21 protein-coding genes are annotated in these 25,514 nt (G+C 40.3%); 13 read left to right on the forward strand and 8 right to left on the reverse strand.

Annotated elements, in window-relative coordinates:
* Positions 1 to 485: 485 nt before the first annotated feature.
* The gene (locus BWI44_RS21900; protein ID WP_118423493.1) at positions 486 to 2,441 is read left to right on the forward strand and encodes an LruC domain-containing protein; all 1,956 of its coding nucleotides are present in this window, start codon (positions 486 to 488) and stop codon (positions 2,439 to 2,441) included.
* Between the two features lie 100 nt (positions 2,442 to 2,541).
* Here BWI44_RS21900 and creD read toward each other — a convergent pair whose 3' ends face one another.
* The 3 genes from creD to BWI44_RS21915 are packed head-to-tail and all read right to left on the reverse strand — an operon-like array spanning position 2,542 to position 4,871.
* Positions 2,542 to 3,927, reverse strand: coding sequence for a cell envelope integrity protein CreD (gene creD, locus BWI44_RS21905; protein WP_229036029.1), 1,386 nt, complete (start codon positions 3,925 to 3,927; stop codon positions 2,542 to 2,544).
* Positions 3,928 to 3,986: 59 nt separating this feature from the next.
* Complete coding sequence (locus BWI44_RS21910; RefSeq protein WP_195208180.1) at positions 3,987 to 4,283, reverse strand: winged helix-turn-helix domain-containing protein; 297 nt, start codon at positions 4,281 to 4,283, stop codon at positions 3,987 to 3,989.
* Positions 4,284 to 4,286: 3 nt separating this feature from the next.
* Entirely contained in the window at positions 4,287 to 4,871 is a 585-nt protein-coding gene (locus BWI44_RS21915; RefSeq protein ID WP_195208181.1) for a hypothetical protein, read from the reverse strand.
* A gap of 147 nt (positions 4,872 to 5,018) precedes the next feature.
* On the opposite strand from BWI44_RS21915, the gene BWI44_RS21920 reads away from it, so the two are divergent.
* Together BWI44_RS21920 and BWI44_RS21925 are read left to right on the forward strand one after the other, a co-directional pair.
* Positions 5,019 to 5,351: a DUF3795 domain-containing protein gene (locus tag BWI44_RS21920; RefSeq protein ID WP_044155264.1), complete on the forward strand. Its 333-nt coding sequence runs from the start codon at positions 5,019 to 5,021 to the stop codon at positions 5,349 to 5,351.
* 45 nt (positions 5,352 to 5,396) lie between these two features.
* Positions 5,397 to 6,365, forward strand: coding sequence for a DUF6807 domain-containing protein (locus tag BWI44_RS21925; protein ID WP_286816439.1), 969 nt, complete (start codon positions 5,397 to 5,399; stop codon positions 6,363 to 6,365).
* 63 nt (positions 6,366 to 6,428) lie between these two features.
* Here BWI44_RS21925 and BWI44_RS21930 read toward each other — a convergent pair whose 3' ends face one another.
* Positions 6,429 to 7,502 (reverse strand): sugar kinase, encoded by a 1,074-nt coding sequence (locus tag BWI44_RS21930; protein WP_195208182.1) that lies wholly within the window; start codon positions 7,500 to 7,502, stop codon positions 6,429 to 6,431.
* A 168-nt stretch (positions 7,503 to 7,670) separates the two neighbouring features.
* On the opposite strand from BWI44_RS21930, the gene nhaC reads away from it, so the two are divergent.
* The 3 genes from nhaC (at position 7,671) to BWI44_RS21945 (ending at position 10,493) form a co-directional block, all read left to right on the forward strand.
* Positions 7,671 to 9,098: a Na+/H+ antiporter NhaC gene (gene nhaC / locus BWI44_RS21935; RefSeq protein WP_195208288.1), complete on the forward strand. Its 1,428-nt coding sequence runs from the start codon at positions 7,671 to 7,673 to the stop codon at positions 9,096 to 9,098.
* Positions 9,099 to 9,152: 54 nt separating this feature from the next.
* Positions 9,153 to 9,743: a DUF4251 domain-containing protein gene (locus tag BWI44_RS21940; protein WP_117708001.1), complete on the forward strand. Its 591-nt coding sequence runs from the start codon at positions 9,153 to 9,155 to the stop codon at positions 9,741 to 9,743.
* Positions 9,744 to 9,833: 90 nt separating this feature from the next.
* On the forward strand, positions 9,834 to 10,493 hold the full coding sequence (locus BWI44_RS21945) for a LuxR C-terminal-related transcriptional regulator (RefSeq protein WP_286816443.1): 660 nt from the start codon (positions 9,834 to 9,836) through the stop codon (positions 10,491 to 10,493).
* A 7-nt stretch (positions 10,494 to 10,500) separates the two neighbouring features.
* Here BWI44_RS21945 and mnmA read toward each other — a convergent pair whose 3' ends face one another.
* Together mnmA and BWI44_RS21955 are read right to left on the reverse strand one after the other, a co-directional pair.
* Entirely contained in the window at positions 10,501 to 11,562 is a 1,062-nt protein-coding gene (mnmA, locus tag BWI44_RS21950; protein ID WP_195208184.1) for a tRNA 2-thiouridine(34) synthase MnmA, read from the reverse strand.
* Between the two features lie 485 nt (positions 11,563 to 12,047).
* A complete protein-coding gene (locus BWI44_RS21955; RefSeq protein ID WP_286816445.1) occupies positions 12,048 to 13,334 on the reverse strand; it encodes an O-acetylhomoserine aminocarboxypropyltransferase/cysteine synthase family protein in 1,287 nt (428 codons plus the stop codon).
* A gap of 156 nt (positions 13,335 to 13,490) precedes the next feature.
* Between BWI44_RS21955 and BWI44_RS21960 the strand changes: the two genes are divergently transcribed.
* Together BWI44_RS21960 and BWI44_RS21965 are read left to right on the forward strand one after the other, a co-directional pair.
* The gene (locus BWI44_RS21960) at positions 13,491 to 14,828 is read left to right on the forward strand and encodes a S41 family peptidase (RefSeq protein ID WP_286816447.1); all 1,338 of its coding nucleotides are present in this window, start codon (positions 13,491 to 13,493) and stop codon (positions 14,826 to 14,828) included.
* A gap of 6 nt (positions 14,829 to 14,834) precedes the next feature.
* Positions 14,835 to 15,686, forward strand: coding sequence for a DUF4595 domain-containing protein (locus tag BWI44_RS21965; RefSeq protein WP_195208187.1), 852 nt, complete (start codon positions 14,835 to 14,837; stop codon positions 15,684 to 15,686).
* A 9-nt stretch (positions 15,687 to 15,695) separates the two neighbouring features.
* Here BWI44_RS21965 and BWI44_RS21970 read toward each other — a convergent pair whose 3' ends face one another.
* Positions 15,696 to 16,514: an alpha/beta hydrolase gene (locus tag BWI44_RS21970; protein ID WP_195208188.1), complete on the reverse strand. Its 819-nt coding sequence runs from the start codon at positions 16,512 to 16,514 to the stop codon at positions 15,696 to 15,698.
* Between the two features lie 98 nt (positions 16,515 to 16,612).
* Here BWI44_RS21970 and BWI44_RS21975 point away from each other — a divergent pair, with 98 nt between their 5' ends.
* From BWI44_RS21975 to BWI44_RS21990, 4 genes are all read left to right on the forward strand, one after another.
* Positions 16,613 to 17,905 (forward strand): hemolysin family protein, encoded by a 1,293-nt coding sequence (locus tag BWI44_RS21975; protein ID WP_195208189.1) that lies wholly within the window; start codon positions 16,613 to 16,615, stop codon positions 17,903 to 17,905.
* Between the two features lie 40 nt (positions 17,906 to 17,945).
* Positions 17,946 to 18,425: a copper resistance protein NlpE N-terminal domain-containing protein gene (locus BWI44_RS21980; RefSeq protein WP_007664207.1), complete on the forward strand. Its 480-nt coding sequence runs from the start codon at positions 17,946 to 17,948 to the stop codon at positions 18,423 to 18,425.
* 230 nt (positions 18,426 to 18,655) lie between these two features.
* The gene (locus BWI44_RS21985; RefSeq protein ID WP_229036037.1) at positions 18,656 to 19,663 is read left to right on the forward strand and encodes a uroporphyrinogen decarboxylase family protein; all 1,008 of its coding nucleotides are present in this window, start codon (positions 18,656 to 18,658) and stop codon (positions 19,661 to 19,663) included.
* Positions 19,664 to 19,807: 144 nt separating this feature from the next.
* A complete protein-coding gene (locus BWI44_RS21990; RefSeq protein ID WP_138291218.1) occupies positions 19,808 to 21,208 on the forward strand; it encodes a polysaccharide lyase 6 family protein in 1,401 nt (466 codons plus the stop codon).
* Positions 21,209 to 21,333: 125 nt separating this feature from the next.
* Here the strand turns inward: BWI44_RS21990 and galB are convergent, their stop codons facing one another.
* Positions 21,334 to 23,955: a beta-galactosidase GalB gene (gene galB, locus BWI44_RS21995; RefSeq protein ID WP_118308411.1), complete on the reverse strand. Its 2,622-nt coding sequence runs from the start codon at positions 23,953 to 23,955 to the stop codon at positions 21,334 to 21,336.
* Positions 23,956 to 24,150: 195 nt separating this feature from the next.
* Here galB and BWI44_RS22000 point away from each other — a divergent pair, with 195 nt between their 5' ends.
* Positions 24,151 to 25,383 (forward strand): site-specific integrase, encoded by a 1,233-nt coding sequence (locus BWI44_RS22000; RefSeq protein ID WP_278705309.1) that lies wholly within the window; start codon positions 24,151 to 24,153, stop codon positions 25,381 to 25,383.
* Positions 25,384 to 25,514: the final 131 nt, after the last annotated feature.

Here is a 25,514-nt window from a genome sequence, read left to right on the forward strand (position 1 = left end):
TAACAACCCGATGGTAGGATGTACTGTAGCTTGCGCGGTAGACGTAGCTCAGGCTTTGAGCAAGTAAGTAATTACTTAATCAAAATAATAAATCCCTGTAACTGATAAGGTTATGGGGATTTTTATTTCATCTACACAGATACAAGATATTTATAAACTGCCCCACTCCATAATTCAAAACATAAGAAGAATAAAATGATAATATCCCTAAGAACTTATAACAAGCGAATAAAATTCTTGTATTTTTTAATTAGAGTTTTTCTAAATGTACACAATAAAATTGCAGAATTTGACTACAAATAAGAGTTTTTGAACAAAAAATCAAATATTCAGTTGTATATTCGATAATAACACAATATCTTTGTAGTTGTTTATTATGATCATTTTCTACAAATGTCAACCGAGCACAGACTTATCTTGCATTTGTAAGGATCACACATAGACCTGAAAAAGGAACGCGAGACTATCAATAAACACTAAATAATATGTGGAAAAAATTATTAAGAACTACTTTATGCGCTGCACTCGTATTAAGCAGCTGTACGGACAATGACGTCTATAAGGGGCCTAAGGAGGATGAAAAAGAATTCAACAATTTCTCCTTTTCTACTGTACAAAAGGACGTAAACTTAAGTGTGAATTACGTAAATGGTACTGTAAAATCAAATGTGTATTTTGAAGTATATGATGAAATGCCTGTTACTGAAAGTGAATACGGTACTTACATCAAGCGTCAGGATGTAAATTACCTGTTTGCTGCCTATACCCAAGAAGACGGTACCTATAGAGGAAAGATAGAATTACCTTCATACTTAACAAAGGTATATATCTATTCTCCTGTTTTCTTTGCGCAAACTCTGATGGAAGCAAATATTGTAAATGGCAATATTGAAGTTACGGATAAGGCGGCACCTATACCTACTCGTGCAATTTACTCAACTTCCTCCCCGTATGATAGCTATCTGGTAAGCAATCAGTATGGAAATGAAGTGTGGAAAACCTGGTTAGGTGACTACGATAAGCATAAAAACGGAGATATCAACTACAAGTATACAGGTATATTGGCAGCAACAGAAAAAGATGGTTTATATGCTGCACATACCCGTATTATAAACACCCATAGTACTTGCCCGCAAGAATACCGTGGCTACTCGGATATGTATGTTAACGAAGATGCTGAAGTAGTAGTTACATTCTTGGGGCAAAACACCTGTTGGACATGCTCTTTGGGATATTACTATTATAAAGCAGGAGAACAACCCAAAGACTTAAATGATGCTCATGTAATTATGTTGTTCCCGAATACTCAGGATGGTACTTGGAGAAATTGGACAGCATATAAAAGTGCCGGTATTAATCCGTTGACCGCTGTACAACTAATGTATTATCCCAATATTGCATCCAAAAGTAAAGAAGGGGCAACCACGGTATTTCCTGCCGGTTACAGAATCGGTTTTGTTCTGGCCACCAATGGTTGGAATCATCATGTTAACGGTTTTTCCGGATACAAAAAATACCGTGCTGCCACTTCAAGTGGCTTAAGTTTAAACGACAAAGGCATGAAATTTAATGAACCACGCACTGCAGTTTACAGATATAGCGACTGGATATTGACTTCTTTTGAAGATTATATGACTGACGAAAACTTCAGCGATGTAGTCATTGCTTTAAAATCGAATCCGGTAGACGCTATTACTGACATACCCGTGACAAATCCTGATGATGATAAAACAAGTATTGATTTCCTTAAAGGTATATACGCATTCGAGGATCTATGGCCCAATCAGGGAGATTACGACATGAATGATGTAATTGTGCGATATAACTATGGAAACACCTTCAATGAAAAGAATCAAATATATTCCGAATCGTTCACATTCAAAACATTCCAGAATATTGCTACCAATAATAATGGTTTAGGATTCAGACTCATTACGGAAGAAAATATTAAATCTGCCACCTGCTCCATTCGTAAAGAAGGTGAGAAAGACTTCACCGAAACCACATTTGCATACGAGCCCCAGGAAAACATATACCTCCTGACTGAAAATGTGAAAGATAATATGGGAGCAGAATACAAAGTGACTGTTAATTATAGTAAGCCCATTTCAGCGCAATCAGAAGCTCAGGCATTCATATTCAAGAACGAAGAAGATGGTTTACGATGGGAAGTACATATTCCTCAGGAAACACCGACATCCAAAATAAATAAAACCCATTTTGGTCAGGGAGATGATGCATCTAAACCGGATCGAGGCATCTACTATGTGCGTAAAGGTAACTATCCTTTTGCATTCTTTCTGAGTCGGGCTACAGAAAGTGATTTAAGCAAATTACTGGATGGAAACAACGAAAGAAAAGCTATAAATCTGTTATATAGTGGTTATGATGAATGGGTAACCAGTAATGGTGAAAAGAATAAAGATTGGTATAAAAATTAAGGACTCTCCAAAAGCTCAAAGATAAAGGATAAGACTGAAAAAGTTATATAAAAGAGAGTATCCAGTTATGACTTAGATACTCTCTTTTATATATAGATATTTATTCATTAAACCAATCAATCTTCTTAGAGAAATACATCACCATTGCCAGTATCACAAACAATCCGAGACTACCGGCCAGCAAAGCAAAAGTTTCTAACTGGATAAGGATGAAAACATAAATGTAAAGAACACTAAGCAAACCTGCCATAATGAAAGCCGTTTTTTTTCTTTTGATAATCCCCATCATATATCCACCCACCAAAGCAATAGTAAGTACCGATGCCACCAAGTAAGCCATATTAAAGCCAATATGCTCGGACATGGATAATAACAGACTATAAAATAGACAAAGAGCTAATCCCACCAATAAATATTGCAAAGCATGAATACGGGTTTTCTCCATTATTTCTGTGAAGAATATTACTGTAAAAGTCAGTAAAATAATCAGAATAGCATATTTAGTGGAACGCATGGACTGCTGATACTGTTCTACCGGCATTTTCAGATTGACTCCGAAATTAGAGTTTTGAATATCTTTAATGCTGGCATTCTGATAATTGACAAGTACCTGGGGATAATTCCGATTTAGATTCAACACTTGCCACTGCGCAGAGAAATCTTTCTCTGTAATCTCCCGTTTCTCAGGCAAATAATTGCCATCAAAACTTGGAGTATTCCAATTTGCCTTCAGATTCACTTTGGTGGTTTTGCCCAATGGAGTAAAGTAGATAGACTGGGAACCTTTCAATTTAATTTTCATTTCATAAGGCAATTTCCTGTCTTCTTTCAGAGAGGAAAGGTCGACAATGGCATGAACACCCATACTTTCAATACCTCGTCCATCCATTCCCGGCTCAAACGTATAGACAGAATCATTCAGTGTAATGCTGACCTGTTCACTGAGACCACGCATATCTGTCAGGTTCAAGCAAACTGCCGCTCTGTTATACTGAAGCACACCCATGTCGACATTACTCTTACGGAGCTCTTCCGAACTAAAAAATCCCTTGATCAGCAATTCGGACTGATAGACATTTACCTTATAAATTCCCCGCTGAAGAATCTCTGTACTCAACTGTCCATCTATTGACAATTCATCAGGAAGTAATGTTATACTCCCCATAGTAATCTTCTTTACTCCATTATCTTCCTGAGCAATGGGATATTGCAAGTTAATATAAGGGCCTGTAATAGTCTGTGCCAAACTCCACTTTTGGCCGACTTCCTCAATAGCATCCGTCTGTATCTGCCCACGTTCCCTAATCATATCTTCGATCATAAACATCGGGATCAACAGCAATAAAATTAGAAAAGCGATAACTACCACTTTAATTGATTTAGAGAAACGGCGTAGACAGCCGCTTGCCTGTTTCTTTGTTTCATTCAGATTCTCTGTGAAATCTACATTGAAATCTTCGTTCAAATTGTCATTCAAATTGTCCATAATAGAATAGTATTAAGTAAGATATTTAGTATTGTCCGGTTTTGTGTGAAGCCAAACATCTACGTTGATTTCAGAAAATTCTCCAATGCTTCAATGTGAGTTTTGAAAGCCTTTTTCCCTTCCGCAGTGGCTTGGAAAGATGTTTTCGGCTTCCTACCCACAAAGCTCTTCTGGCAAACGATATACCCCAACTCTTCCAAAGCCTTTGTATGGCTTGCCAGGTTACCGTCCGTCAGTGAAAGTAATTCCTTCAAAGTATTGAAATCGACATCTTCATTTACCATGAGAACTGCCATAATACCCAGACGAACTTTACTTTCAAATGCCTTATTTATATTTTGAAATGCTTCTATCATCTATTATTTTTTCCTTTCGTACTGTAAATAAAACAACATGCCATACAAAATATGGAATCCACCAAAACCAATTGTCCAAAACATTAAGCCATGTCCTTCAAAGAAACAGTCTGCAATACCCAGACAAAGAAAAGCATATCCTAACCATGCTACATTGGAGTAAGTGAACTTAGACACATTGACCAAAGAAAGTCCATAGAAAAGCAACATCACAGAAGATACCAATCCATAATGTTCATGTAGCAATAAGGCTATACAGAACAACCCTCCCGCCAACAACGGCAATGAAAAATTCCATGCAATGCGATAGGTTAGTTTACTGAATAGCTTTTGTTGCATCTTCTTGGCCTTATACCAGGACAAGATACAGGCGGTAACAACTGAAACAGTCAGAACCAGTGAAGCAACCATTATTAGTCCTTCCCTATTATCTCCTGATCTTAATAACTGACCGGCCACATAAGCACCGGCTAATGCATACCCTCCGGCCAAGACAGCCGTCATTCCACTGAGAGATACGAACTTGGAAGATCTTTCCATCAATTCTTTTATCTCATTTACTGATTCTATTGCTTTATTCTTATCCATATACAAAAAGTACTTTGTGATGCAAAGTAAAATATAAAAAATGAAAGGAACAAAGAATATCGAGAAAAAATATATTCAATGAAGATTAAGCCGCATAAGAATTACTATATTTGCAATCAACCAAATATCAACAGTCATAGCCTAATGATGAAACAATTAATTGCTTGTTGCGGATTAGATTGCGAAAGTTGCGATGCCCGCATAGCTACTGTCAGAGATGACAATGAGTTAAGAGAAAAAACAGCCCAACTGTGGAGTGAGTTGAATAACATACCGGAGATTACGGCAGATACCATTAATTGTATGGGTTGTCGTGTGGATGGGGTGAAAACGATGTATTGCAGCGATATGTGCGCAATTCGCAAATGCGTAAACGAAAAAGGATTTAACACCTGTGGTGACTGTAAAGAATTGGATAACTGCCAGATAGTTAGTCCTATTTTTCAGCATACTCCCAGTGCTAAAGAAAATCTTCTATAACATTGTAGTTGATAAATTTGCACTGCCAACAAAACATTGATAACCATGCATAAATACACTGAAATAAAGAGCATCATTTTATCTCTATTCCATTTAAGTTTTTTCGTACTTTTCAGCTCATGCTCTTCTACCCACACTCCGTTTGCTGTGGTAGATACAAATAGAGCATTGGAGTACACAATGGATGGAAAGCACTTGTTTACTTACAATTATGCAGTAACTTATCCTCCACAGGGTGTAGATACTGTTTATAAACGAAGCGGATTCATCCATCCTTTACGTACATTGGAAGGTGAGGTACTGACCAATTGTTCCCCAGCCGACCATTATCACCATTTCGGCTTGTGGTATGCCTGGACAAAAACCACATTCGAAGAAAATGAAATTGACTTCTGGAATCTCTATAAGAAACAAGGTACAGTTCGTTTTCGGCAATTCGTAGAAGTGCAACCTGATGGTTTTTCCGCTGTACTCGACCATGTGGCATATCCCGACTCCACGAAAGAAAAAATAGCGATGACCGAGCAACTGAAAATCCGTGTGGGAAAACCCAAACAACGGGGATATTACATTGACTATCACACCATGCTTCGTTGTGCCACTTCTGCCCCGGTAGTATTGGAAAGCTACCGCTATGGAGGCATTTGTATCCGTGTATGCGAAAGTTGGAATGGGCAGACAACCGAGATGCTCACATCCGAAGGACTCGACCGTAACAATGCCGATGGATCACTGGCCCGTTGGTGCTACTTTCAAAAGAAACCCGGCAAAGACGATGCTTGTATCCTGATTGTTCCTTACCCTTCCAATCTGAACTATCCCGAACCGATACGGGTATGGGATGATAAAGCCAATAATTCCCGAGGCGACCTGATGTGGAACTTCTCTCCAACCAAACGCCAGTCATTTACTTTGCATCCCGATCAAGAATTGCGTCTTTCTTATCGGATCTATGTGCTGGATGAATCGATAAACGCCTCTACTGCCGAGGCACTTGCAAAAGAGGTTATCTAATTGTATTCTTTTTCCGATTCATCAATTTATGCACCGATGAATTGATGAATCGGAAAAACATTTTTATCGTAATACCCTTCCGGATGTATTTCCTTGCATCAAGCTCTCTACTTCCTCCACCGTCACATGATTAAAATCACCGTATACGGTATTCTTTAATGCAGAGGCTGCCAGAGCATATTCCAATGCTTTCTGATCATTATCCGGATACATTATGAGACCATAAATCATGCCACCGACAAAAGCATCACCGGCACCCACGCGGTCCACTTCGCATTCGATATCATAAATACCTGTATGCTTCAATGTGCTATCAGAATAGAGAACGGCAGCCAGCAAATTATGATTGGAAGTAATGGAATTACGAAGTTCCAGAAATGCCTTCTGGCAACGAGGAACAAGTTCCACCACCCGACGACCGAACTCTTCAAAGGCAGAAAGGTTTGCTTCAAACGTAGTATCCGCAGCATCTACCGCTTTGAAACCGACAGGCTGTATGCCAAGTATCTCTTTATATTCCGGTTCGGCACCGAAAATAACATCACTATATTGTACTAAAGGTTGCATGACTTCGGCAGCAGAACTCCCATAGTTCCAAAGTTTCTTACGGAAATTCAGGTCACAGGAGATAGTCAATCCCATACGGTCAGCTATTTCAAGAGCCTCACGACATGCATCGGCACCATCTTGTGACAAAGCAGCAGCAATACCCGACCAATGAAACCAACCGGCATCAGAGAATATCTTTTCCCAATCAATCATGCCCGGACGCAAAGTAGCAAAAGAAGAGCCTTCACGGTCGTAAACCACATTAGAATTACGGAATGCCGCACCACTTTCCAGGAAATAAAGCCCCATGCGCTTACCACCAAAAACAATACCTTCCGTACCTAAACCGTTAGCACGGAGCGAAGCTATACAGGCACGCGCCACAGCATTGTCCGGCAGGCGGGTTACGAATTCTGTGGGAATACCAAAGTTAGCCAACGAAACGGCCACATTAGCTTCACTGCCACCGTAAGTGGCTATCATCTGATTAGTTTGCGAAAAACGCAGGAAATCAGGAGCAGTAAGCCTCAGCATTACTTCACCAAAGGTGACTACTTTCTTATTTGTGGCAATTTGTTTCTTGTTCATACGATGTCAATAATAAAGATTAACTAAACAGCAAAGTTGTATTTTTATTCCAAGCAAACGCAAAGATATAATAATATTTATTGGCGGAAAAGCTGGGATAAAACATAATCATCAGATTTGTTGTAACTTTGCAAAGTTTTAACTGATATAACAAACAGAATGAGTTCATTGAAAAAAATTCCCTCTCCCTTAGTTTCCCTCCTGCCCATCGTGTTGTTGGTAGGAATGTTATTCGCCACCATACATACATTCGGAAGTGATGCACTGAAAGGGGGTAGCCAGATTTCTCTACTGACCACTACCGCTTTTTGTGTATTCATAGGCATAGCATTCTACCGTGTCCCTTGGAAAGATTACGAACTCGCCATCACAAATAATATTTCAGGAGTTGCTACAGCAATTATCATCTTGCTGATAATAGGTGCGCTAAGTGGAGCATGGATGATAAGCGGCATCGTCCCTACTCTTATATATTATGGCATGCAAATTATTCATCCTGATTTTTTCCTGGCATCAACCTGTATCATCTGTGCATTAATTTCTGTTATGACAGGTAGCTCGTGGACAACAATCGCCACTATCGGTATCGCCCTGATGGGGATTGGCAAAGCACAAGGATTCAACGAAGGCTGGATAGCAGGAGCCATTATCTCCGGAGCATATTTCGGTGATAAAATCTCCCCACTGTCGGAAACTACGATACTTGCTTCATCCATAACAGATGTACCTTTATTTAAGCATATACGCTATATGTTGATAACAACCACTCCATCGCTGATTATCACACTGATCATCTTTACAGTAATGGGATTCGTCATCGAAACAAACTCTACTGCGCACATGGAGGACTTTGCTGTGTCACTGAAAGATACATTCACAATCACTCCCTGGTTACTGATTGTTCCCTTGGTAACCGGAATACTTATCGCACGAAAAGTCCCGTCCATCATCACTTTGTTCATATCCACTATGCTGGCAGGAGTATGCGCTATCATCTTCCAACCGGATTTACTACATGAAATAGCAGGAGAAAATAATATCTTCAAAGGGGCAATGATGACATTCTACGGAAGTACCAGCCTGGATACAGGCAACAGTATGCTGACCGACCTTGTTTCTACACGTGGTATGGCCGGCATGATGGATACGGTCTGGTTGATTCTTTGTGCCATGTGTTTCGGAGGTGCCATGACAGCAAGCGGTATGCTGGGTAGCATAACTTCAGTCTTTGTACGCTTTATGAAAGGAAGAGTCAGTGTTGTAGCATCCACTGTTTGTTCCGGACTATTTCTTAATCTGACTACTGCTGACCAATATATCAGTATTATCCTCACCGGAAACATGTTTCGCAATATATATGAGAAAAAAGGATATGAGAACCGATTATTGAGTCGTACGACGGAAGATGCTGTTACCGTGACCTCCCCTTTGATACCGTGGAATACCTGCGGAATGACGCAGGCAACGATATTGAACGTATCTACGCTGACCTACCTTCCTTATTGCTTTTTCAACATTATCAGTCCGTTAATGAGTATCCTCGTTGCAGCCATCGGATATAAAATTGTGAAGCGTCCCGTGAACAATCCCGGATAAAGGTTGTTTTGCAATAAACGAACAAGAATCGTAAAACCTAAACATTAAAGAATTATGAAAAAGTTTATTGCATTAGTAGCATTAGTGATGATGAGTGCGGCAACAACCGCCATGTATGCACAAGAAAGTAGAGCGGAACGCCGCGCAGACCGTAAGGCTCAAAGAGACGCTGAACGCGCCCGCCTGAAAGCTGAAGAACAAGTAGCCGATGCAGTATCGTATGATGACGCTGTAGCCGCATTGAAAGCCCACCAATTCGTACTGGAAGCCGACCAGGTAATGTTCCGTAACGGACAGACAGCTTTCGTTAACTCCAACACCAACTTTGTACTGGTAAATCAAGGACGTGGTACCGTACAGGTAGCATTCAACACTGTGTATCCCGGCCCTAACGGTATCGGTGGTGTAACTGTAGATGGTTCTACCTCGGATATGCAGATCACAACAGACAAGAGAGGTAACGTGAACTGCCAGTTCAGTATTCAGGGTATCGGTATCTCTGCACAGATTTTCATTTCGCTGACTAACGGTGGAAACAATGCTACCGTAACCATCAGTCCGAACTTCAATTCCAACACCATGACGCTGAGCGGTAATCTGGTTCCATTAGACCAGTCCAGCATCTTTAAAGGACGTTCTTGGTAAAGCCCTTTACAATATATATTTCCACTCCGCTGCAAATTGCCAGAAATGTGTACATTTGCAGCGGAGTTTTTTATATTTTTGCATCCATATATGAGAGAATTTATCATCGCAGACAATCAGAACATCACCAAAGCAGGTATGATGTTTCTGCTCAGTAGTCAGAAGGACACAGCCTTGTTACTGGAAGCAGATAACAAAACCGAATTAGTTCAGCAACTGCGCCTGCATCCGCAAGCAGTAGTGATACTGGACTATACGTTATTTGACTTTTCAGGTGCGGACGAGTTAATTGTGCTGCATGAGCGTTTCAAAGAAGCGGACTGGCTTCTTTTCTCTGATGAATTGAGCATGGAATTTCTACGGCAGGTATTGTTCAGCAGTATGGCTTTCGGAGTGGTGCTGAAGGACAATTCAAAAGAAGAAATACTGTCTGCATTGCAATGTGCTTCGCGCAAAGAGCGTTTTATCTGTAATCATGTCAGTAATTTATTGCTGTCGGGCAGTAATGCATCTCCCGTACGCCACCCACTGAAAGATGATTTACTGACACCTGCCGAACGGAGTGTACTGAAAGAAATTGCTCTGGGAAAGACTACGAAGGAAATTGCGGCGGAGAAGAACCTCAGCTTTCATACGGTAAACAGCCACCGCAAAAACATATTCCGTAAATTAGGAGTGAATAATGTGCACGAAGCTACCAAATATGCCATGAAGGCAGGCATTGTGGATTTAGTGGAATACTATATATAAAAGCTGTTCAGACACCAATTTCTCCGCTACCGATACATATCCGGGAAGCTTCATCATATACCACTCCGAATTGTCCGGGGGCAATGCCCTGCAAATTTTCAGAAGATACAATACGATAGTTCTCCCCTTCCCGTATCAGTTTTCCTTTCATAAATTCCGGTGTATGGCGGATTTTAAAACTCACATAGACTTCCTGATTATGTAACCAAGGATTTTCTGTAATGAAATGAAAATCATGAATCATAAATTCACGCCCGTACTGCCATTGGGTATCATATCCTCGTGAGACATAAAGTACATTTGCATCGATGTCTTTCCGAATGACAAACCAAGGACCACCGCTTAAACCCAATCCTTTACGCTGTCCGATGGTATGAAACCAATATCCCCGGTGTGTACCGATTTTCTTTCCAGTCTCCCATTCCACAATATCTCCTTGCCGCTCACCAAGGAAACGACGAACAAAGTCATTGTAGTTGATCTTTCCCAGAAAGCAAATGCCCTGACTGTCACGGCGACGGGCAGTAGGCAGTCCTGCATTGCGGGCAATGTCCCGTACTTCCTGTTTCATCAATCCGCCAAGGGGGAACATCAGCTTAGATACTTGCAGGTAATCAATCTGTGCAAGAAAATCTGTCTGATCCTTTACGGGATCGATAGCTGTACCCAACCATACTTTACCATCTTTATGAACCGTAGTGGCATAATGGCCGGTAGCGGTAAAATCAAACTCTTTGCCTACCTTCTGTTCAAAGCAACCGAATTTAATGAAGCGGTTGCACATCACATCCGGATTAGGAGTCAATCCACGACGGATTTTGTCAATGGCATAGGCAGCAACCTGTTCCCAGTATTCTTTCTGCAAATCGACCATTTCCAAAGACAATCCGTAGCGGTGTGCAACAGCCGTAGCCATCTCCCAGTCTTCTTCAGCAGAACAATCCATATAATCGGCACCTTCCATTCCTATCTTTATATAAAATAGAGACGGTCGATACCCTTGTTCACAAAGAAGGTGTACGGCAACTGAGCTGTCGACACCTCCTGATAATAAAACAGATATATTCATTCAAATAGTTTAAGATTATAGTAAGCATAAGTACCTATTACTTACAATAAATATATTTTCAAACCATAGTCGTATACTTAGCCTATCTCAGTCCTATACTTAGGGTACCTCAGTATCATACTTAGGGTATCTCAGTATCATACTGAGACAGGGCGACTATAGCTTTCTAATAATCAACTAGTTACAAAAGCACCTTTTAACATCAACAAATCAAGACAAACAGGCAATAAAAAGTGAGAAAATAGATTCATCACTGTATGGGTTTTGAATTAAATGAACTATCTCAATTCCCCTCCTCCAGTTGGAGGAGGGGTGCCCAAAGGGCGGGGTGGTAGGTGAGAAAAGAATTCCTTATTCTTGTGATTCATAGGTATTTATTATTTTACCTACCACCTCCCCCTGCGGGTACTCCTCCTCCCAGGAGAGGAGAATTGAGATAGTACTGCTTAATCATTTGCCTCCTTATCTTTTCCATTATGAACCGATCATATTTTATCCAACGCCTGAGCCAAGTCATCCAGCAAGTCAGCAATATGCTCCGTACCGATAGACAGGCGCACGGTTCCCGGCTTAATTCCCTGTTCTTCCAACTCTTGTTCATTCAACTGCGAATGTGTAGTAGTGGCCGGATGGATAACGAGCGACTTAACATCCGCCACATTTGCCAGAAGTGAGAATATCCGCAGGTTATCAATAAATGTTTGTGCCTCTTTCACCCCACCCTTCACTTCAAAAGTAAAGATAGAACTTGCACCATTAGGAAAATATCTTTGATACAACGCATGATCCGGATGTTCCGGTAATGACGGGTGATTCACTGCTGCCACTTTAGGGTGCTTCTTCAGGAAGTCAACCACCTTCAATGCATTCTCCACATGACGTTCCACGCGAAGGGAAAGTGTTTCCAATCCCTGCAATAAGATGAAAGCATTGAATGGACTGATAGTCGCCCCCGTATCACGAAGCAGGATAGCGCGAATACGTGTAACATAAGCAGCAGCACCGGCAGCTTCGGTAAAACGTATACCGTGGTAGCAAGGTTCCGGTTCCGTCAGTTGAGGGAATTTGCCCGAAGCTACCCAGTCGAACTTACCACCATCCACAATCACACCACCCAAGGAGGTGCCATGACCGCCGATAAACTTCGTAGCAGAGTGTACTACAATGTCTGCTCCATGCTCAATAGGCCGTATCAGGTAAGGTGTACCGAATGTATTATCAATAATCAATGGAATTTTATGGCGATGTGCTATCTCGGCAACGGCTTCAATATCAATAATGTTGGAGTTCGGATTACCCAGAGTTTCAATATATACAGCTTTTGTATTTTCCCGTATAGCCTTCTCAAAGTTGGAAAGATCGGCAGGGTCTACAAAAGTAGTAGTCACCCCATAGGCCGGCAAAGTATGCGCCAACAGATTATAGGTACCTCCGTAGATGGTCTTGGCTGAGACAATATGATCTCCGGCACGGGTAATATTCTCTAAAGCATAAGTCACGGCAGCAGCACCCGAAGCAACCGCTAATCCGGCAACACCCCCTTCCAAAGCAGCCACACGTGCTTCGAACACACCTTGTGTAGAGTTAGTCAAGCGACCATAAATATTGCCCGGATCTTGCAAACCAAAGCGTGCGGCAGCATGGGCTGAGTCACGGAATACATACGAAGTAGTTTGGTAAATGGGCACGGCGCGCGCATCGGTAGCCGGGTCGGGTTGTTCTTGTCCCACATGGAGTTGAAGCGTCTCGAAATGCAATTTCTTTGTTTCCATTGTCTTTGTATTTTTTAGGATTAATTGATTGAGTGCAAAGATAATGGGATGTCCTGATATGGGCAATGACATAAGATAGGGAATTTTATACCACATTTATGGTAGATAAACAAACTATTCGCTAAATTTGCAACGAAAACCAAACGATAGATACAGATGAAAAGAAGGAATATACAGCTTTTCCTACTATTGGGAATCCTTGCATTGACGAGCTTATTCTCTTGTGGAGTAGACCGTTGGCCGGAATATTACAAATGGACCGGGCGTGATCTATGGATAGACAGCGTCATGAGAGAAGAATATCTGTGGTTTGAAGACATCCCCAACACAAAGGACCTGAACTACTTCCTTGAACCGGATGCTTTTTTGAAGAAAATAATATCTCCACTCGATAAAAGTTACTCCAGTGTAGATACGCTGTATGCTACCCCATTGCCAAGTTATGGTTTCGACTATACGCTGTATAGTATAGTTGGTAATGATACTGCTTTTAATGCACTGATTACCTACGTAATACCCGGTTCTCCTGCTGCCGAAGTTGGTTTAAAACGGGGTGAGTGGATTATGAAAGTCAACGATGACTTTATCACCAAGAAAACTGAAGAATTACTGAAAGAAGGTGAAAGCCGGAAGTTATTAATGGGAGAATATAGTACACAGGAAAATGAAGCAGGAGAAACAGAAGGTGTCATTACTTCCTATGGTGAAGCCAACCTGCCCGCTGCCCGCCCCGTGGAAGACGTTACGATACCCGCCTATGATGTTATCACCGGCGGTGTAGGTTATCTGGCATACAATAGTTTCAGTACAGAAGATAATAGTGAATTGCTTCGACTCTCCCAATACTATAAAGAGAACAATGTGAAAGAGTTTGTTCTCGACTTACGCTACAATGCCGGTGGAGAAATGGATTGTGTACAGCTTCTGGCAACGATATTAGCACCTGCAGATAAATTAGGCAGTACCCTCGCTTCACTGGAATACAGCCAAAAGCAGATGTCCAAAGACCGGGAACTCACTTTCGACGACCAGCTTTTGCAAGGAGGTAGCAATTTAAATCTATCGAAAGTATATATCCTGACAAGCAGTACCACTGCAGGCGCCGCAGAAATGCTGATTAACTGCCTGAAACCTTATATGACCGTAGTACTCGTAGGTGCCACAACCAAGGGAGAAAACGTAGCAACAGCAAGTTTCTCCAGTGATAAGTTCCAGTGGATTCTTCGCCCCGTTGTATGCGAGGTATTCAATTCTGAAGGCAAAGCTGATTATTCCACTGGCTTTGCTGCAGACTATGCAGTAAATTCCCTACAAGATTTTGCAAAAGTATTGCCCTTAGGTGATCCTAATGAAGAAATGTTAAGTGCAGCATTAGGAATTATCGATGGTAGCATCGTACTTCCGGAACCTGAGCCAGAGCCAGAAACCCAAATGAAGGCTGTGAAAAGTATGAAAGTAAAACGCACCTTCCGTAACGGTCTTATCATTAAATAAATCAGAATGAAGAAGAATATTCTCATAGCTTTGCTATTCATAGGAGGATTGGCTGCTTGCAGTGATAGTGACGATTCAGATATACCCGATAATCCGGGATATCCCGTAACTCATTTTTCCAAAATAGAATTATCGGAAGTTAAGACTGAAAAGGCTACTCCACCGGTTACCCTCACTCAGACCTATGCTTATAAAGCCGGTAGACTGACAAATTTCACTGCCATACAAAGTTTTGTAGCCGGAGGAGAAACCTTCAAGATAGAAAATGCTACAAGTGTTGTTTACGGGGATCATCAGGCCGTAGTGACAGATGAAATCAATACTGTTTCTACTTATACATTGGACGATAACGGCTATGCCGTGAGTTGCATACGTAAGGAAATGGATGGAAAAATACGCTCTTATACTTTCGACTATCTAATTAATACGGAGGGAAAATACTTCCTGAAAAATATAACAGAAACATTAGACGAAAACCAGCCCTATTCTTCTATCAACATAGATTATAGCAGCTATAGAACACTACGCATCACCCAGCAGGTGAACAAGTCCGAACAAACTTATATAGCCAGCACATCTACCACTAATGAAATTGCCAACACTTCAGAGATTCCGTATCTATTCCTGACAGATCTATATCCCCTTTCATTCCACTCGGTAGCCATTTATGGGAAGTTCTTGGGAGATGCATACAATACTCTGATTACTGACCTCAGGCCAGAGGATAACAGTGAAAGTAACGAAACCACGACTTATAAATATGAATTCGACGGACGAGGTATCGTTACTTCCTGCAATGAGGTGACCAAGAGCTACGGAGACGACTACGAGCGTACCATAAAGTACACAATCGAATAAATTGAAATACTATTTCTTGAAGAATTTATCAAAGAAAAGAATTTGGTAATCAATAGAGTTATTCCAGTATTGCCCGTTATGTGCACCAGGACGAGTAATAAAGTCATGACTAATATTCTTTTCCAATAAAGCTTTATGCAATGCTTTATTTACTTCTAGGAAGAAATCTTTTTCACCACAATCGATAATTAATGCCAAATCACCATCTGTAATTTTATCAATCTGGGTAATGACAGTGTGCTGGTCCCATAAAGTACTGTTGACCTCGTATTCACCGAGTTGTTTGCTCATCTCCCAATTCTTCGGGAATGGGCGGATATCCACTCCACCACTGGTACTTCCTCCGGCACCAAATACATCTTTATGACAGATTGCAAGCCACAAAGCACCATGACCACCCATGCTCAATCCGGTAATGGCCCTTCCTTTTTTCTCCGGAATTGTGGAATAGTTTTTATCTGTATAATTCACCAGTTCTGAAGCTACAAAAGTTTCATAGCGGTAAGCCGGATTCTTAGGACTATCCCAGTACCAACTGTTTTTACCATCAGGACATACAAAAATGATTCCTTTTTCATCTGCAATCTTAGGTAACTCCGGCTTAATACCTATCCAGGTACGTGCATTGCCACCATAACCATGCAACAGATAAACGACCGGGCAAGCCTCAGCTTTCTCTCCCAATGCTTTATCTGGAAGTACATACACTACCTGTACTTCCTTACTCATGGAGGGACTTTTCACCATAATAGTATCTACTCGTGCAGCCTGTGTGGCAACAACCGAAAACAGTAATAGAACACTGCATAAAATTTGTTTTCTTTTCATGTTTTTCATTCTTTAATAATCTCTATAAATAGGCAGCAATATTAGTAATAAAATTCAAAAAATTAGTAAGTTTGCAACATAAACTATTCGTAACCTATATGGAATTTATTATTATTCTATTTTTATTAGTACTGAACGGTGTCTTTGCCATGTATGAAATAGCATTAGTGTCATCCAGCAAAGCGCGACTCGAAACCCTTGCAGGAAAGGGAAATAAAAGAGCCAAAGGAGTACTAAAACAGTTGGAAGAACCCGAGAAGTTTCTTTCTACCATCCAAATCGGCATCACACTCATCGGTATTGTATCCGGTGCTTTCGGTGGTGTAGCCATTGCTGACAATGTAGCACCACTATTCGCCTCCATTCCTGGTGCTGCCCCCTATGCAAAAGACCTTGCCATGATTACAACAGTGGCAATCATTACGTACCTTTCACTCATCATTGGTGAATTGGTGCCCAAGTCCATTGCACTGAATAACCCTGAGCGATATGCAACTCTACTGAGTCCGGTCATGATTTTACTGACCAAAGTATCTTATCCGTTCGTCTGCCTACTCAGTTTTTCAACCAAGATAGTGAATAAACTAATCGGATTGAACAATGGAGAAGAACGTCCCATGACACAGGAAGAATTGAAAATGATTTTGCATCAAAGTTCGGAACAGGGTGTTATCGATAAGGAGGAAACAGAAATGTTACGGGATGTATTCCGCTTCTCAGATAAGCGGGCCAATGAATTGATGACTTACCGCCGCGATCTTGTCGTACTATATCCCACATACACTCGTGATGAGGTACTACACATTATCCGCGAACAACATTTCAGCAAATATCTGTTGGTAGAGAAAGGAAAAGATGATATTATCGGAGTAGTGTCCGTCAAGGATATTATTCTGATGTTAGGCAATGATCACCCTTTCAATTTACGTAGTATTGCCCGCCCTCCCCTGTTTATTCCGGAAAGTTTATATGCCAAGAAAGTTTTAGAGCTATTTAAGAAGAACAAAAATAAGTTCGGAGTTGTTGTAGACGAGTATGGTAACACAGCCGGCATTATCACCTTGCACGACCTGACAGAAAGCATCTTCGGAGACATTCTTGAAGAAAACGAAATGGAAGAAGAAGATATTGTCATCCGGCAAGATGGCTCGATGCTCGTAGAAGCTTCTATGAATATAGATGATTTTATGGAAGAGATGGGCATCCTGAGTTATGATGATCTGAAGGTGGAGGATTTTACCACACTAAGCGGTCTCGCCATGTTCCTCATCGGGCGGGTACCTAAAGCAGGAGACTTGTTCAGCTACAAGAACCTACAGTTTGAAGTTGTGGACATGGATCGTGGACGAGTGGATAAACTACTCGTTATCAAAAAAGAAGAGGAAGAATAGTGTGAATTTGTATTATATATTAACTTAAACCATTAAAGCAATGAAAAAAGTAATGATGATTGCAGCCATCGCAGCTGCATTGGTATCCTGCCAATCAAAAGGAACCCAGAACAATGATTCCACCGTAGATGAAGGAGTGTTGACAGTTGCCGGGAATGATTCTTCTGCCGTAGCCGTATACGAAGGTCTTCTTCCCGCTGCCGACGGTCCGGGTATCCAATACGTATTGAGCGTGGACAGTGTAGGTCCTGACGGAGAAAGTGGTTATACTTTGGTTACGACTTATCTGGATGCGGAAGGTCAAGGAAAGAATAAAAGCTTTACTTCCAAAGGCAAGAAGCAAGTCATCAAGAAAACAGTAGACAACAAACAAAAGACAGCCTACAAACTGACACCGAATGATGGTGACGCTCCCGTATACTTTGTAGTAGTGAACGATACCACTTTACGTTTGGTTAACGATAGTCTGCAAGAAGCTGTCAGCGACCTAAACTACGATATTATTCAAGTGAAAAAATAATCAGCAAAACATTTCATGTGAGAGGAGCTAAACAAGAGTTGGCTCCTCTTTTTTTATTTCCTTTTAGATATCACACCGGAATTTCAAACTAACAAAACAATAAATCATATTTCTTACATCAAAACATACCGGTTGAAACAATATATATAATTATTGGAACAATATTTTAAGTCATGCATTACCTTAACGCGTACCTTTGTTCTATCGAATTCAATGAAATACAGAATCCCATGAAAAGAGTACTATTTATATTATTTTGCTTCACGACATTAGTTCAGGCACAAATTCCCACCAATAAGCGGGAAGTAATGCAGCAATTTCTATCAGGTACATTGGACGAATCATATGTACCAGCAGCATTTTTCATGCATTTCGGAAAAGATGCACGCACCGGAGAAAAAGCTATAGATGCACATTTACGTTATTTTCTTTCCACTGGTATGGATTTTGTAAAAATCCAATTCGAACAAGGGTATGGACGTATTCGGATTGAGAAACCAGAAGATTGGGAACTAATTAAACCACTTCCCTCAGATTTCTTTACTCCAACATTAGAAATTATAAAATACATTTATGATATTGCCGGCGCTAATGCGATGATATTACCCACTGTTTATTCTCCATTTCAGATGCTGATACAAAGCGTAGGAGCTAAAACTGTGATAGCATATGCTAAAACAGAACCGGAACGAGTGAAAAAAGCACTCGAATATTTTACTGAAGCACTTATCGGATATGTAAAAGCATGTAAAAAGATTGGTGTAGATGGATTTTACACACCTACACAAGGGGGAGAAATTAAATTTTATGAAGTTCCCGGATTCTTTGAGACCTTCGTTAAACCATATGACATAAGAGTCATGCAGGAATGTAATACCCAAACTCAGTTTAATATACTCCATATCTGTGACTACGAAGGCAAATATGACGATTTAACCCGTTTCGTGTCATATCCGGGCCAAATAATTAATGCACCCTGTGAAGTAGCCGACCAGCCTTTCAGTCTACAAGCATGCGAACAATTATTTAAGCGCCCGGCAATGGGAGGATTATATCGTAAAGGCGCTATATTAAAAGGAAGTTCTGATGAAATAGCAAAAGAAATATATGAACTAAAGAAAACTTTGAAAGGGAAACGATTTATTTTAGGGGCAGATTGTACAATCTTGCCTCAAACACCAATGGATAATATCAGAACTGCTATTAAAACATCACATCATACTTGTAATATAGAATAAATCATAGGCTTTTTAAATTCATAGTTAGTTGGTAAATAGGTATTATATTTTATAGGTTATTTTAGGTAGATTGTTGATCGAAAAGCGGTTGTTGTGAGACACCCGCTTTTTATTCTTTTGTATTCTCTAAATTATATAAATATCATGAATAAGAAATCATTTGCATCCACTATTATTGCAGTAATACTCGTTTGTCCGGTTTTGGCGGTGACACACACCTTCACACCAACCGATATTGATAGTTTAAAGGTCAAGATGTCTGACGGATCTTTACAACCTGGTGATACCTTGCTTCTACAAGATGGAACCTATTCCCATCTTGGTAAGGTTAGTTTTACAGGAAATGGAACAACAGATTATCCAATTATACTGAAAGCAGCGAATACCGGAAAGGCTATCATATCTGGAACAACAGAAATACGTATGTCAGGCAGTTATCTACAATTGGAGGGACTCTACTTTCATAAAGCTTGGGCATCTGATTTTGAGATGATAGAATTTCAACTGGATAAAGAACACCCAGCCACTCATTGCCGGATTACCCGATGTGCCATTGATGATTGCAATGACCCTGCCAAAGGAGAGAAACCGGGGGGAGGAACTGAAAACTGGATTGGGCTACATGGAAACAATAATCGTATAGACCACTGTTATTTTGCCAATAAACGTGCCCGTGGATTGGTTATACAAATTACAGTAGAAGACGGTGGAGATCACAATCACCACCAGATAGATCATAATGTATTTGGTTATCGGAAACCCTTCTGGGGCAATGGTGCGGAAATCATACGCGTAGGTAACTCTTGGTCATCGCAACTGCCTTCCTACAGTATCATCGAAGAAAATATATTCTATCATTGTGACGGAGAAAATGAGATCATTTCAGTAAAATCCGGTTTCAACATCGTACGCCGTAACTTGTTTTACGAATCGCGTGGCGGATTAGTATGTCGTCACGGTCACAACAATATTATAGATTCCAACGTAATCATTGGCAATCATCTGCCTGCTACTTTGGGCATCCGCATCATCAATCAAGGACATACTGTCAGCAATAATTACGTGGAAAGTGTAACAGGCAAAGGCTCCGGTGCCGCCTTCATATTACGCATGGGAGTATATGAACGCCCCAATACACCCGAAGATTATGAGGACGAAAAACTTAAATCGTATCATCGGGCAGCAGATATTGACATTGCTTTTAATACTTTTGTTGATTGTACCGAACTGAACTTTGGAGATGGACGAGGAGATAAGGAACCACGGAATGTGCGTTTTGCTCATAACCGAATTTATTCTCCGAATACTGTTCCCAATATCAAAATCAGTAATCCTACTATATTTCCCGGCATTACATTTATCAATAACTTCTGTCAGTTCAAAAATAATGAATCACCCAATATAAAAGGATTCCAAATTACTACATTCAACATTGAGCAAATAAAAGCTCAACGGCACCAAGCTGTTTCCCCCATGGATTGCGGAACCTCTTGGCACAACGTTGAGCTAAGTGAAATGAAGACTCTTACAGAATTAATGAATTAGTAGTCCATCACCAATGTAATTCACCTGATGTCTGGATAGAATCCTCTTTTACTATCCGACAGGCAGGTGTACTGAGAAAGTCCTCTCCGTCCCATATCGTATTTCTCCAATTTATACTCATAACATCATTCTACCTTTAATGCAATCTTTTGTTTCGGAAGCCCCTTAGATTCTACTGTAAGTAGTACTTTTCCCTGCTTCATATACTGGCTACGCAAAATGACTAATGCCAAACCGTTATAAGCATCTCTTTCTGATAATTGGAATGGTAATAAGCTTGTTGCATCTCCATTATCCGTAGCTATAATCTCAGCAGGCCCTGTTACAGAAAACTTCAAATGATTCTTAGAACGAGGCACAACACGACCTTGAGAGTCCACAACAGCTACACGGATAAATGATAGATCAGTACCATCACTTTTAAGCTCTGTTTTCTCTGCCGTTACTTGTAAAGCGGCTGGTTTTCCAGTGGTCTCTACAAGCTCTTCCGCCCATTTCTGACCGTTCTTATAAGCTATGGCTTTCAAACTTCCCGGTTCATAACGTACATCATCCCAGGTCAAACGGTCATACGAATGAGATTTCTCTCTACGTCCCAGTGACTTACCATTCAAAAACAGTTCAACAGCATCTCCCGAAGTATAAATATGAACGGGAGTTATTTCACCAATCCGCTCTTCCCAGTTCCAATGAGGCAATATATGCACAGTGGGCACATCAGGACGCCAATAGCTCTTATAGTTGTAATAACGATCCTTCGGAAAACCACATAAATCAACAATACCAAAATAAGAACTGCGAGAAGGTGTCTTAATTTTGCCTAACTCTTCCAATTCCTTTCGAGCCTTTTCTAATTCATTCGGATCACTGAAGTTTAACAAATTGGTCAGGTCTTTATTATAAGGGGTAGGCTCACCCAAATAATCGAATCCGGTCCACACAAACTCACCACTCATGAACGGATATTCTTCATTCATTTTAAATTGAACCTCAGGAGCACATCCCCATCCTATAGTTGTCATATCATATGATGAAAGTTGGAAACCGGAACGACTATCATTAACGTCAGTAGTTACCGGGAAGAAATATTCCCCACGAGAACTCGTTGCAGACGAAGTTTCACTGGCATGATAACAGCGAGTAGGATTCTGCTCTTTGAAAATCGGATAAGTTTTATGGAAATAGTTCAAACCGAATATATCCACCTGATTCACAATATCCCGGAAAACGGCGTCCCGCTTATTACACCCTAAAGAAGTAGGCCGTGTGGGGTCTTCATCATGACAGTAAGCTGTCAGGTTACGAGCAATTATGACTCCCTGATCAGTCGTCTGATCAGGCATTTCATTACCTATGCTCCACATAATTACAGAAGGATGATTACGATAATGACGTACCAACGAACGCATATCTGCTTCACTCCAATCATCAAAAAGAAGATTATAATCATTCTTGCGTTTCCCCTTTTGCCAGGTATCAGCTAATTCAAGCTGCATCATCAGTCCCATACGGTCACAGAGAGCAACCAACTCCGGTGCCGGTGGGTTATGTGAAGTACGAATGGCATTTGCACCCATCTCTTTCATGATACGTAACTGCCTTTCGGCAGCCACTTCATTAAAAGCAGCGCCCAAAGCACCCAAATCATGATGCATACACACACCTTTAATAGCTACCTTTTGTCCATTCAGCATGAAACCTTGGTCATGGTTAAATTCAATTGTACGAATTCCAAAAGAAGTTTCATAACTATCCATTTCCTTTCCATCCATGAACACCCGGCTGACCGCTACATAGCAATTCGGAGTATCAATATCCCACAACTTCGGTTTATCTACTTTAAATTGAAAGCGTACACTCGACCAGCTATCTTTTTTAATCGCAATATCCTTAGTCATACTTTGAGTCACTTCTTCCCCCACAGGACGTCCATCTTTCCCTTGCAGATATACACTTGTCTGCAACTTTACCTGAACATCTTTTCCTGCATGATTCTCAATATTCACTCCCATTTCCATAACAGCAATTTCTGAATCAACCTGCTGGTTTCGTACAAAAGTTCCCCATTGTTCCACGTGGACAGGAGACGTTTTCACTAACCATACATTCCGATAAATGCCACTACCCGGATACCAACGTGAAGTATCGTCCGGATTATCCAATCGAATAGCCAGCACATTCTTTTGTCCTGCCTTTATATAAGGTGTCAGATCAAGACGAAAAGAAGCATAGCCATAAGGCCATCCACCCACATATTGCCCGTTACACCACACAGAAGCGTATGACATCGCCCCATCAATATCAAGATAAATTTGTTTCCCGGCATCATCCTGCGATAATTCCAGCGTTTTACGATACCAGCGTATCCCCCAATAAGGTAATTTTCCAGTCGAACCGTTATAGTCAATATTGAAAGGCCCTTCAATAGCCCAATCATGGGGTAAATTCAGATGTCGCCATTCACTATCATCAAAGTCAGATTTTACATAGCCTATATTTTCTCCTGGATTGCCTTCCGGTCTCTGATACCTCTTCCCGAATATAATAAAGTCATTGGCACAAGGTAATAAATAAGGCTTTAGTTGAGAGTAATGTAATGCAGCACCTGTCCTATCCGGATCATCTATCTGATAACGCCAATCACGATTAATGTTTATGCGCTCACGCACCATTGAAGTATTTGCACAAACAACATCTTGCCCCACAATGAGTATAAAACTCAATAAAATAAGAAATCTGTTTTTCATATTATTCTGTTAAATTGTTAACCCAACAAAAGTAAGGAATAGAAAAATAGACGGTTATCAATATTATCTATGTTTCTGTTAATACTGTCTCAAATGTCTTTTAATGTGGGTCTTATTTATCAACTTTGTATGCAAATTGCATGTTACTAAAAACAATATCAATTCATAGTTAATAACCAACAAATTTAAAAAGCCATGTACAAATATTCTAAGGATGGAGTTTCCGTACTCACAGTATTAGATAAAAGAAAACAAAAGATGAATGGATTATTCCCCGTAAAAGTACAAGTTATCCACAACAGAAAACAGAAATATTACTCCACCGGACAAGAAGTTTCTATTAGAGACTGGGAAGTATTACCATACACCAAAAGTCGCCACTTATCAGAAATACGGCGTAACATCGAAAATAGTTTTTCTTTAATCAGGCAGCAAGTCGAATTTCTATCTTTTCAAGGTGAATTTCATTTTGACATCCTAAATGCACGCTTAGGCAGATACTCTGATTTTTCAGTCAATGCCTTATTTCATAAAAAGTTGGAGGATTTAAAGGAAAATGGACAAGCCAATACTTATCTGTCTTATAAAGGATCACTAAACAAAATAGAACAGTTTGCAGGAAAACACATTTCTTTTCATGAAATTACCATCAACTGGTTAAACCGTTTTGAGCATCACTTATCCGCATCAGGAATCAGTTACTCCAGTATGGGATTCTATTTCAGAAACTTAAAATGCATTCTTAATATAGCACGTAAAGACGGTATCATTAAGGAAAGTCAGTATCCTTTCGGAAAAGGGAAATATGAAGTACCCACCGGATGTGGACGCAAATTAGCATTAACCCTGAAAGAAATCAAGAAAATTATTACTTATAATGATGGAACCCCAAAGACTGAATTTTATCGTGATCTGTGGTTTTTTTCTTATTTATGTAATGGTATTAATTTTCGTGATTTATTATATCTGCAATACTCCAATATCATCAATGGTGAAATCTGCTTCATACGTGCAAAAACAGCCCGAAATACCAAACACAGTAAGATTATCCATGCAGTCATCACGCCCGAAATGCAAAAGATAATAGAGAAGTGGGGCAATCCACCCACGTCACCCGAAACTTATATCTTTCCTTTTGCTACCGGAAAAGAGAATCCTTTTGAAAGAGTAAAACTGGTAAGAGAAGTGGTCACCGAATGTAATCAGATACTTTACAAGATTTCGCATAAGACAGGCATTCCACGCGTCACGACCTATGCAGCACGTCACTCCTTCGCAACAGTGTTAAAACGCAGTGGCGTCAATATTTCCTATATATCCGAAAGTCTTGGACATTCCAATTTAGCCATTACAGAAAACTATCTCGCAAGTTTTGATGCTGAAGAAAGGAAAAAGAATTCAATACTCTTAACAAGGTTCGATCTATAAAACAAATATATATATGTAAATAGCATGTTCCGTAGTGACGGACAAAAGCCATTTCAATTTCTTTCTTTTCATAAAATCAGAAAGATAACTGCTTTTCGTAGACAGAGTTAAAAATGATGTATTGATATTAT

The organism is Bacteroides sp. Phil13 (assembly GCF_001940965.1).
Lineage (GTDB): Bacteria > Bacteroidota > Bacteroidia > Bacteroidales > Bacteroidaceae > Bacteroides > Bacteroides intestinalis.

Coding starts and splice junctions, on each gene's coding strand:
- BWI44_RS21980 (WP_007664207.1), top strand. CDS start 17,946: ATGAAAAAAGTAATGATGATTGCAGCCATCGCAGCTGCATTGGTATCC.
- BWI44_RS21920 (WP_044155264.1), top strand. CDS start 5,019: ATGAAACAATTAATTGCTTGTTGCGGATTAGATTGCGAAAGTTGCGAT.
- BWI44_RS21940 (WP_117708001.1), top strand. CDS start 9,153: ATGAAAAAGTTTATTGCATTAGTAGCATTAGTGATGATGAGTGCGGCA.
- BWI44_RS21945 (WP_286816443.1), top strand. CDS start 9,834: ATGAGAGAATTTATCATCGCAGACAATCAGAACATCACCAAAGCAGGT.
- BWI44_RS21930 (WP_195208182.1), bottom strand. CDS start 7,502: ATGAACAAGAAACAAATTGCCACAAATAAGAAAGTAGTCACCTTTGGT.
- BWI44_RS21925 (WP_286816439.1), top strand. CDS start 5,397: ATGCATAAATACACTGAAATAAAGAGCATCATTTTATCTCTATTCCAT.
- BWI44_RS21985 (WP_229036037.1), top strand. CDS start 18,656: ATGAAAAGAGTACTATTTATATTATTTTGCTTCACGACATTAGTTCAG.
- BWI44_RS21955 (WP_286816445.1), bottom strand. CDS start 13,334: ATGGAAACAAAGAAATTGCATTTCGAGACGCTTCAACTCCATGTGGGA.
- BWI44_RS22000 (WP_278705309.1), top strand. CDS start 24,151: ATGTACAAATATTCTAAGGATGGAGTTTCCGTACTCACAGTATTAGAT.
- BWI44_RS21965 (WP_195208187.1), top strand. CDS start 14,835: ATGAAGAAGAATATTCTCATAGCTTTGCTATTCATAGGAGGATTGGCT.
- BWI44_RS21910 (WP_195208180.1), bottom strand. CDS start 4,283: ATGATAGAAGCATTTCAAAATATAAATAAGGCATTTGAAAGTAAAGTT.
- mnmA (WP_195208184.1), bottom strand. CDS start 11,562: ATGAATATATCTGTTTTATTATCAGGAGGTGTCGACAGCTCAGTTGCC.
- creD (WP_229036029.1), bottom strand. CDS start 3,927: ATGGACAATTTGAATGACAATTTGAACGAAGATTTCAATGTAGATTTC.
- galB (WP_118308411.1), bottom strand. CDS start 23,955: ATGAAAAACAGATTTCTTATTTTATTGAGTTTTATACTCATTGTGGGG.
- BWI44_RS21915 (WP_195208181.1), bottom strand. CDS start 4,871: ATGGATAAGAATAAAGCAATAGAATCAGTAAATGAGATAAAAGAATTG.
- BWI44_RS21990 (WP_138291218.1), top strand. CDS start 19,808: ATGAATAAGAAATCATTTGCATCCACTATTATTGCAGTAATACTCGTT.
- BWI44_RS21975 (WP_195208189.1), top strand. CDS start 16,613: ATGGAATTTATTATTATTCTATTTTTATTAGTACTGAACGGTGTCTTT.
- BWI44_RS21900 (WP_118423493.1), top strand. CDS start 486: ATGTGGAAAAAATTATTAAGAACTACTTTATGCGCTGCACTCGTATTA.
- BWI44_RS21960 (WP_286816447.1), top strand. CDS start 13,491: ATGAAAAGAAGGAATATACAGCTTTTCCTACTATTGGGAATCCTTGCA.
- BWI44_RS21970 (WP_195208188.1), bottom strand. CDS start 16,514: ATGAAAAGAAAACAAATTTTATGCAGTGTTCTATTACTGTTTTCGGTT.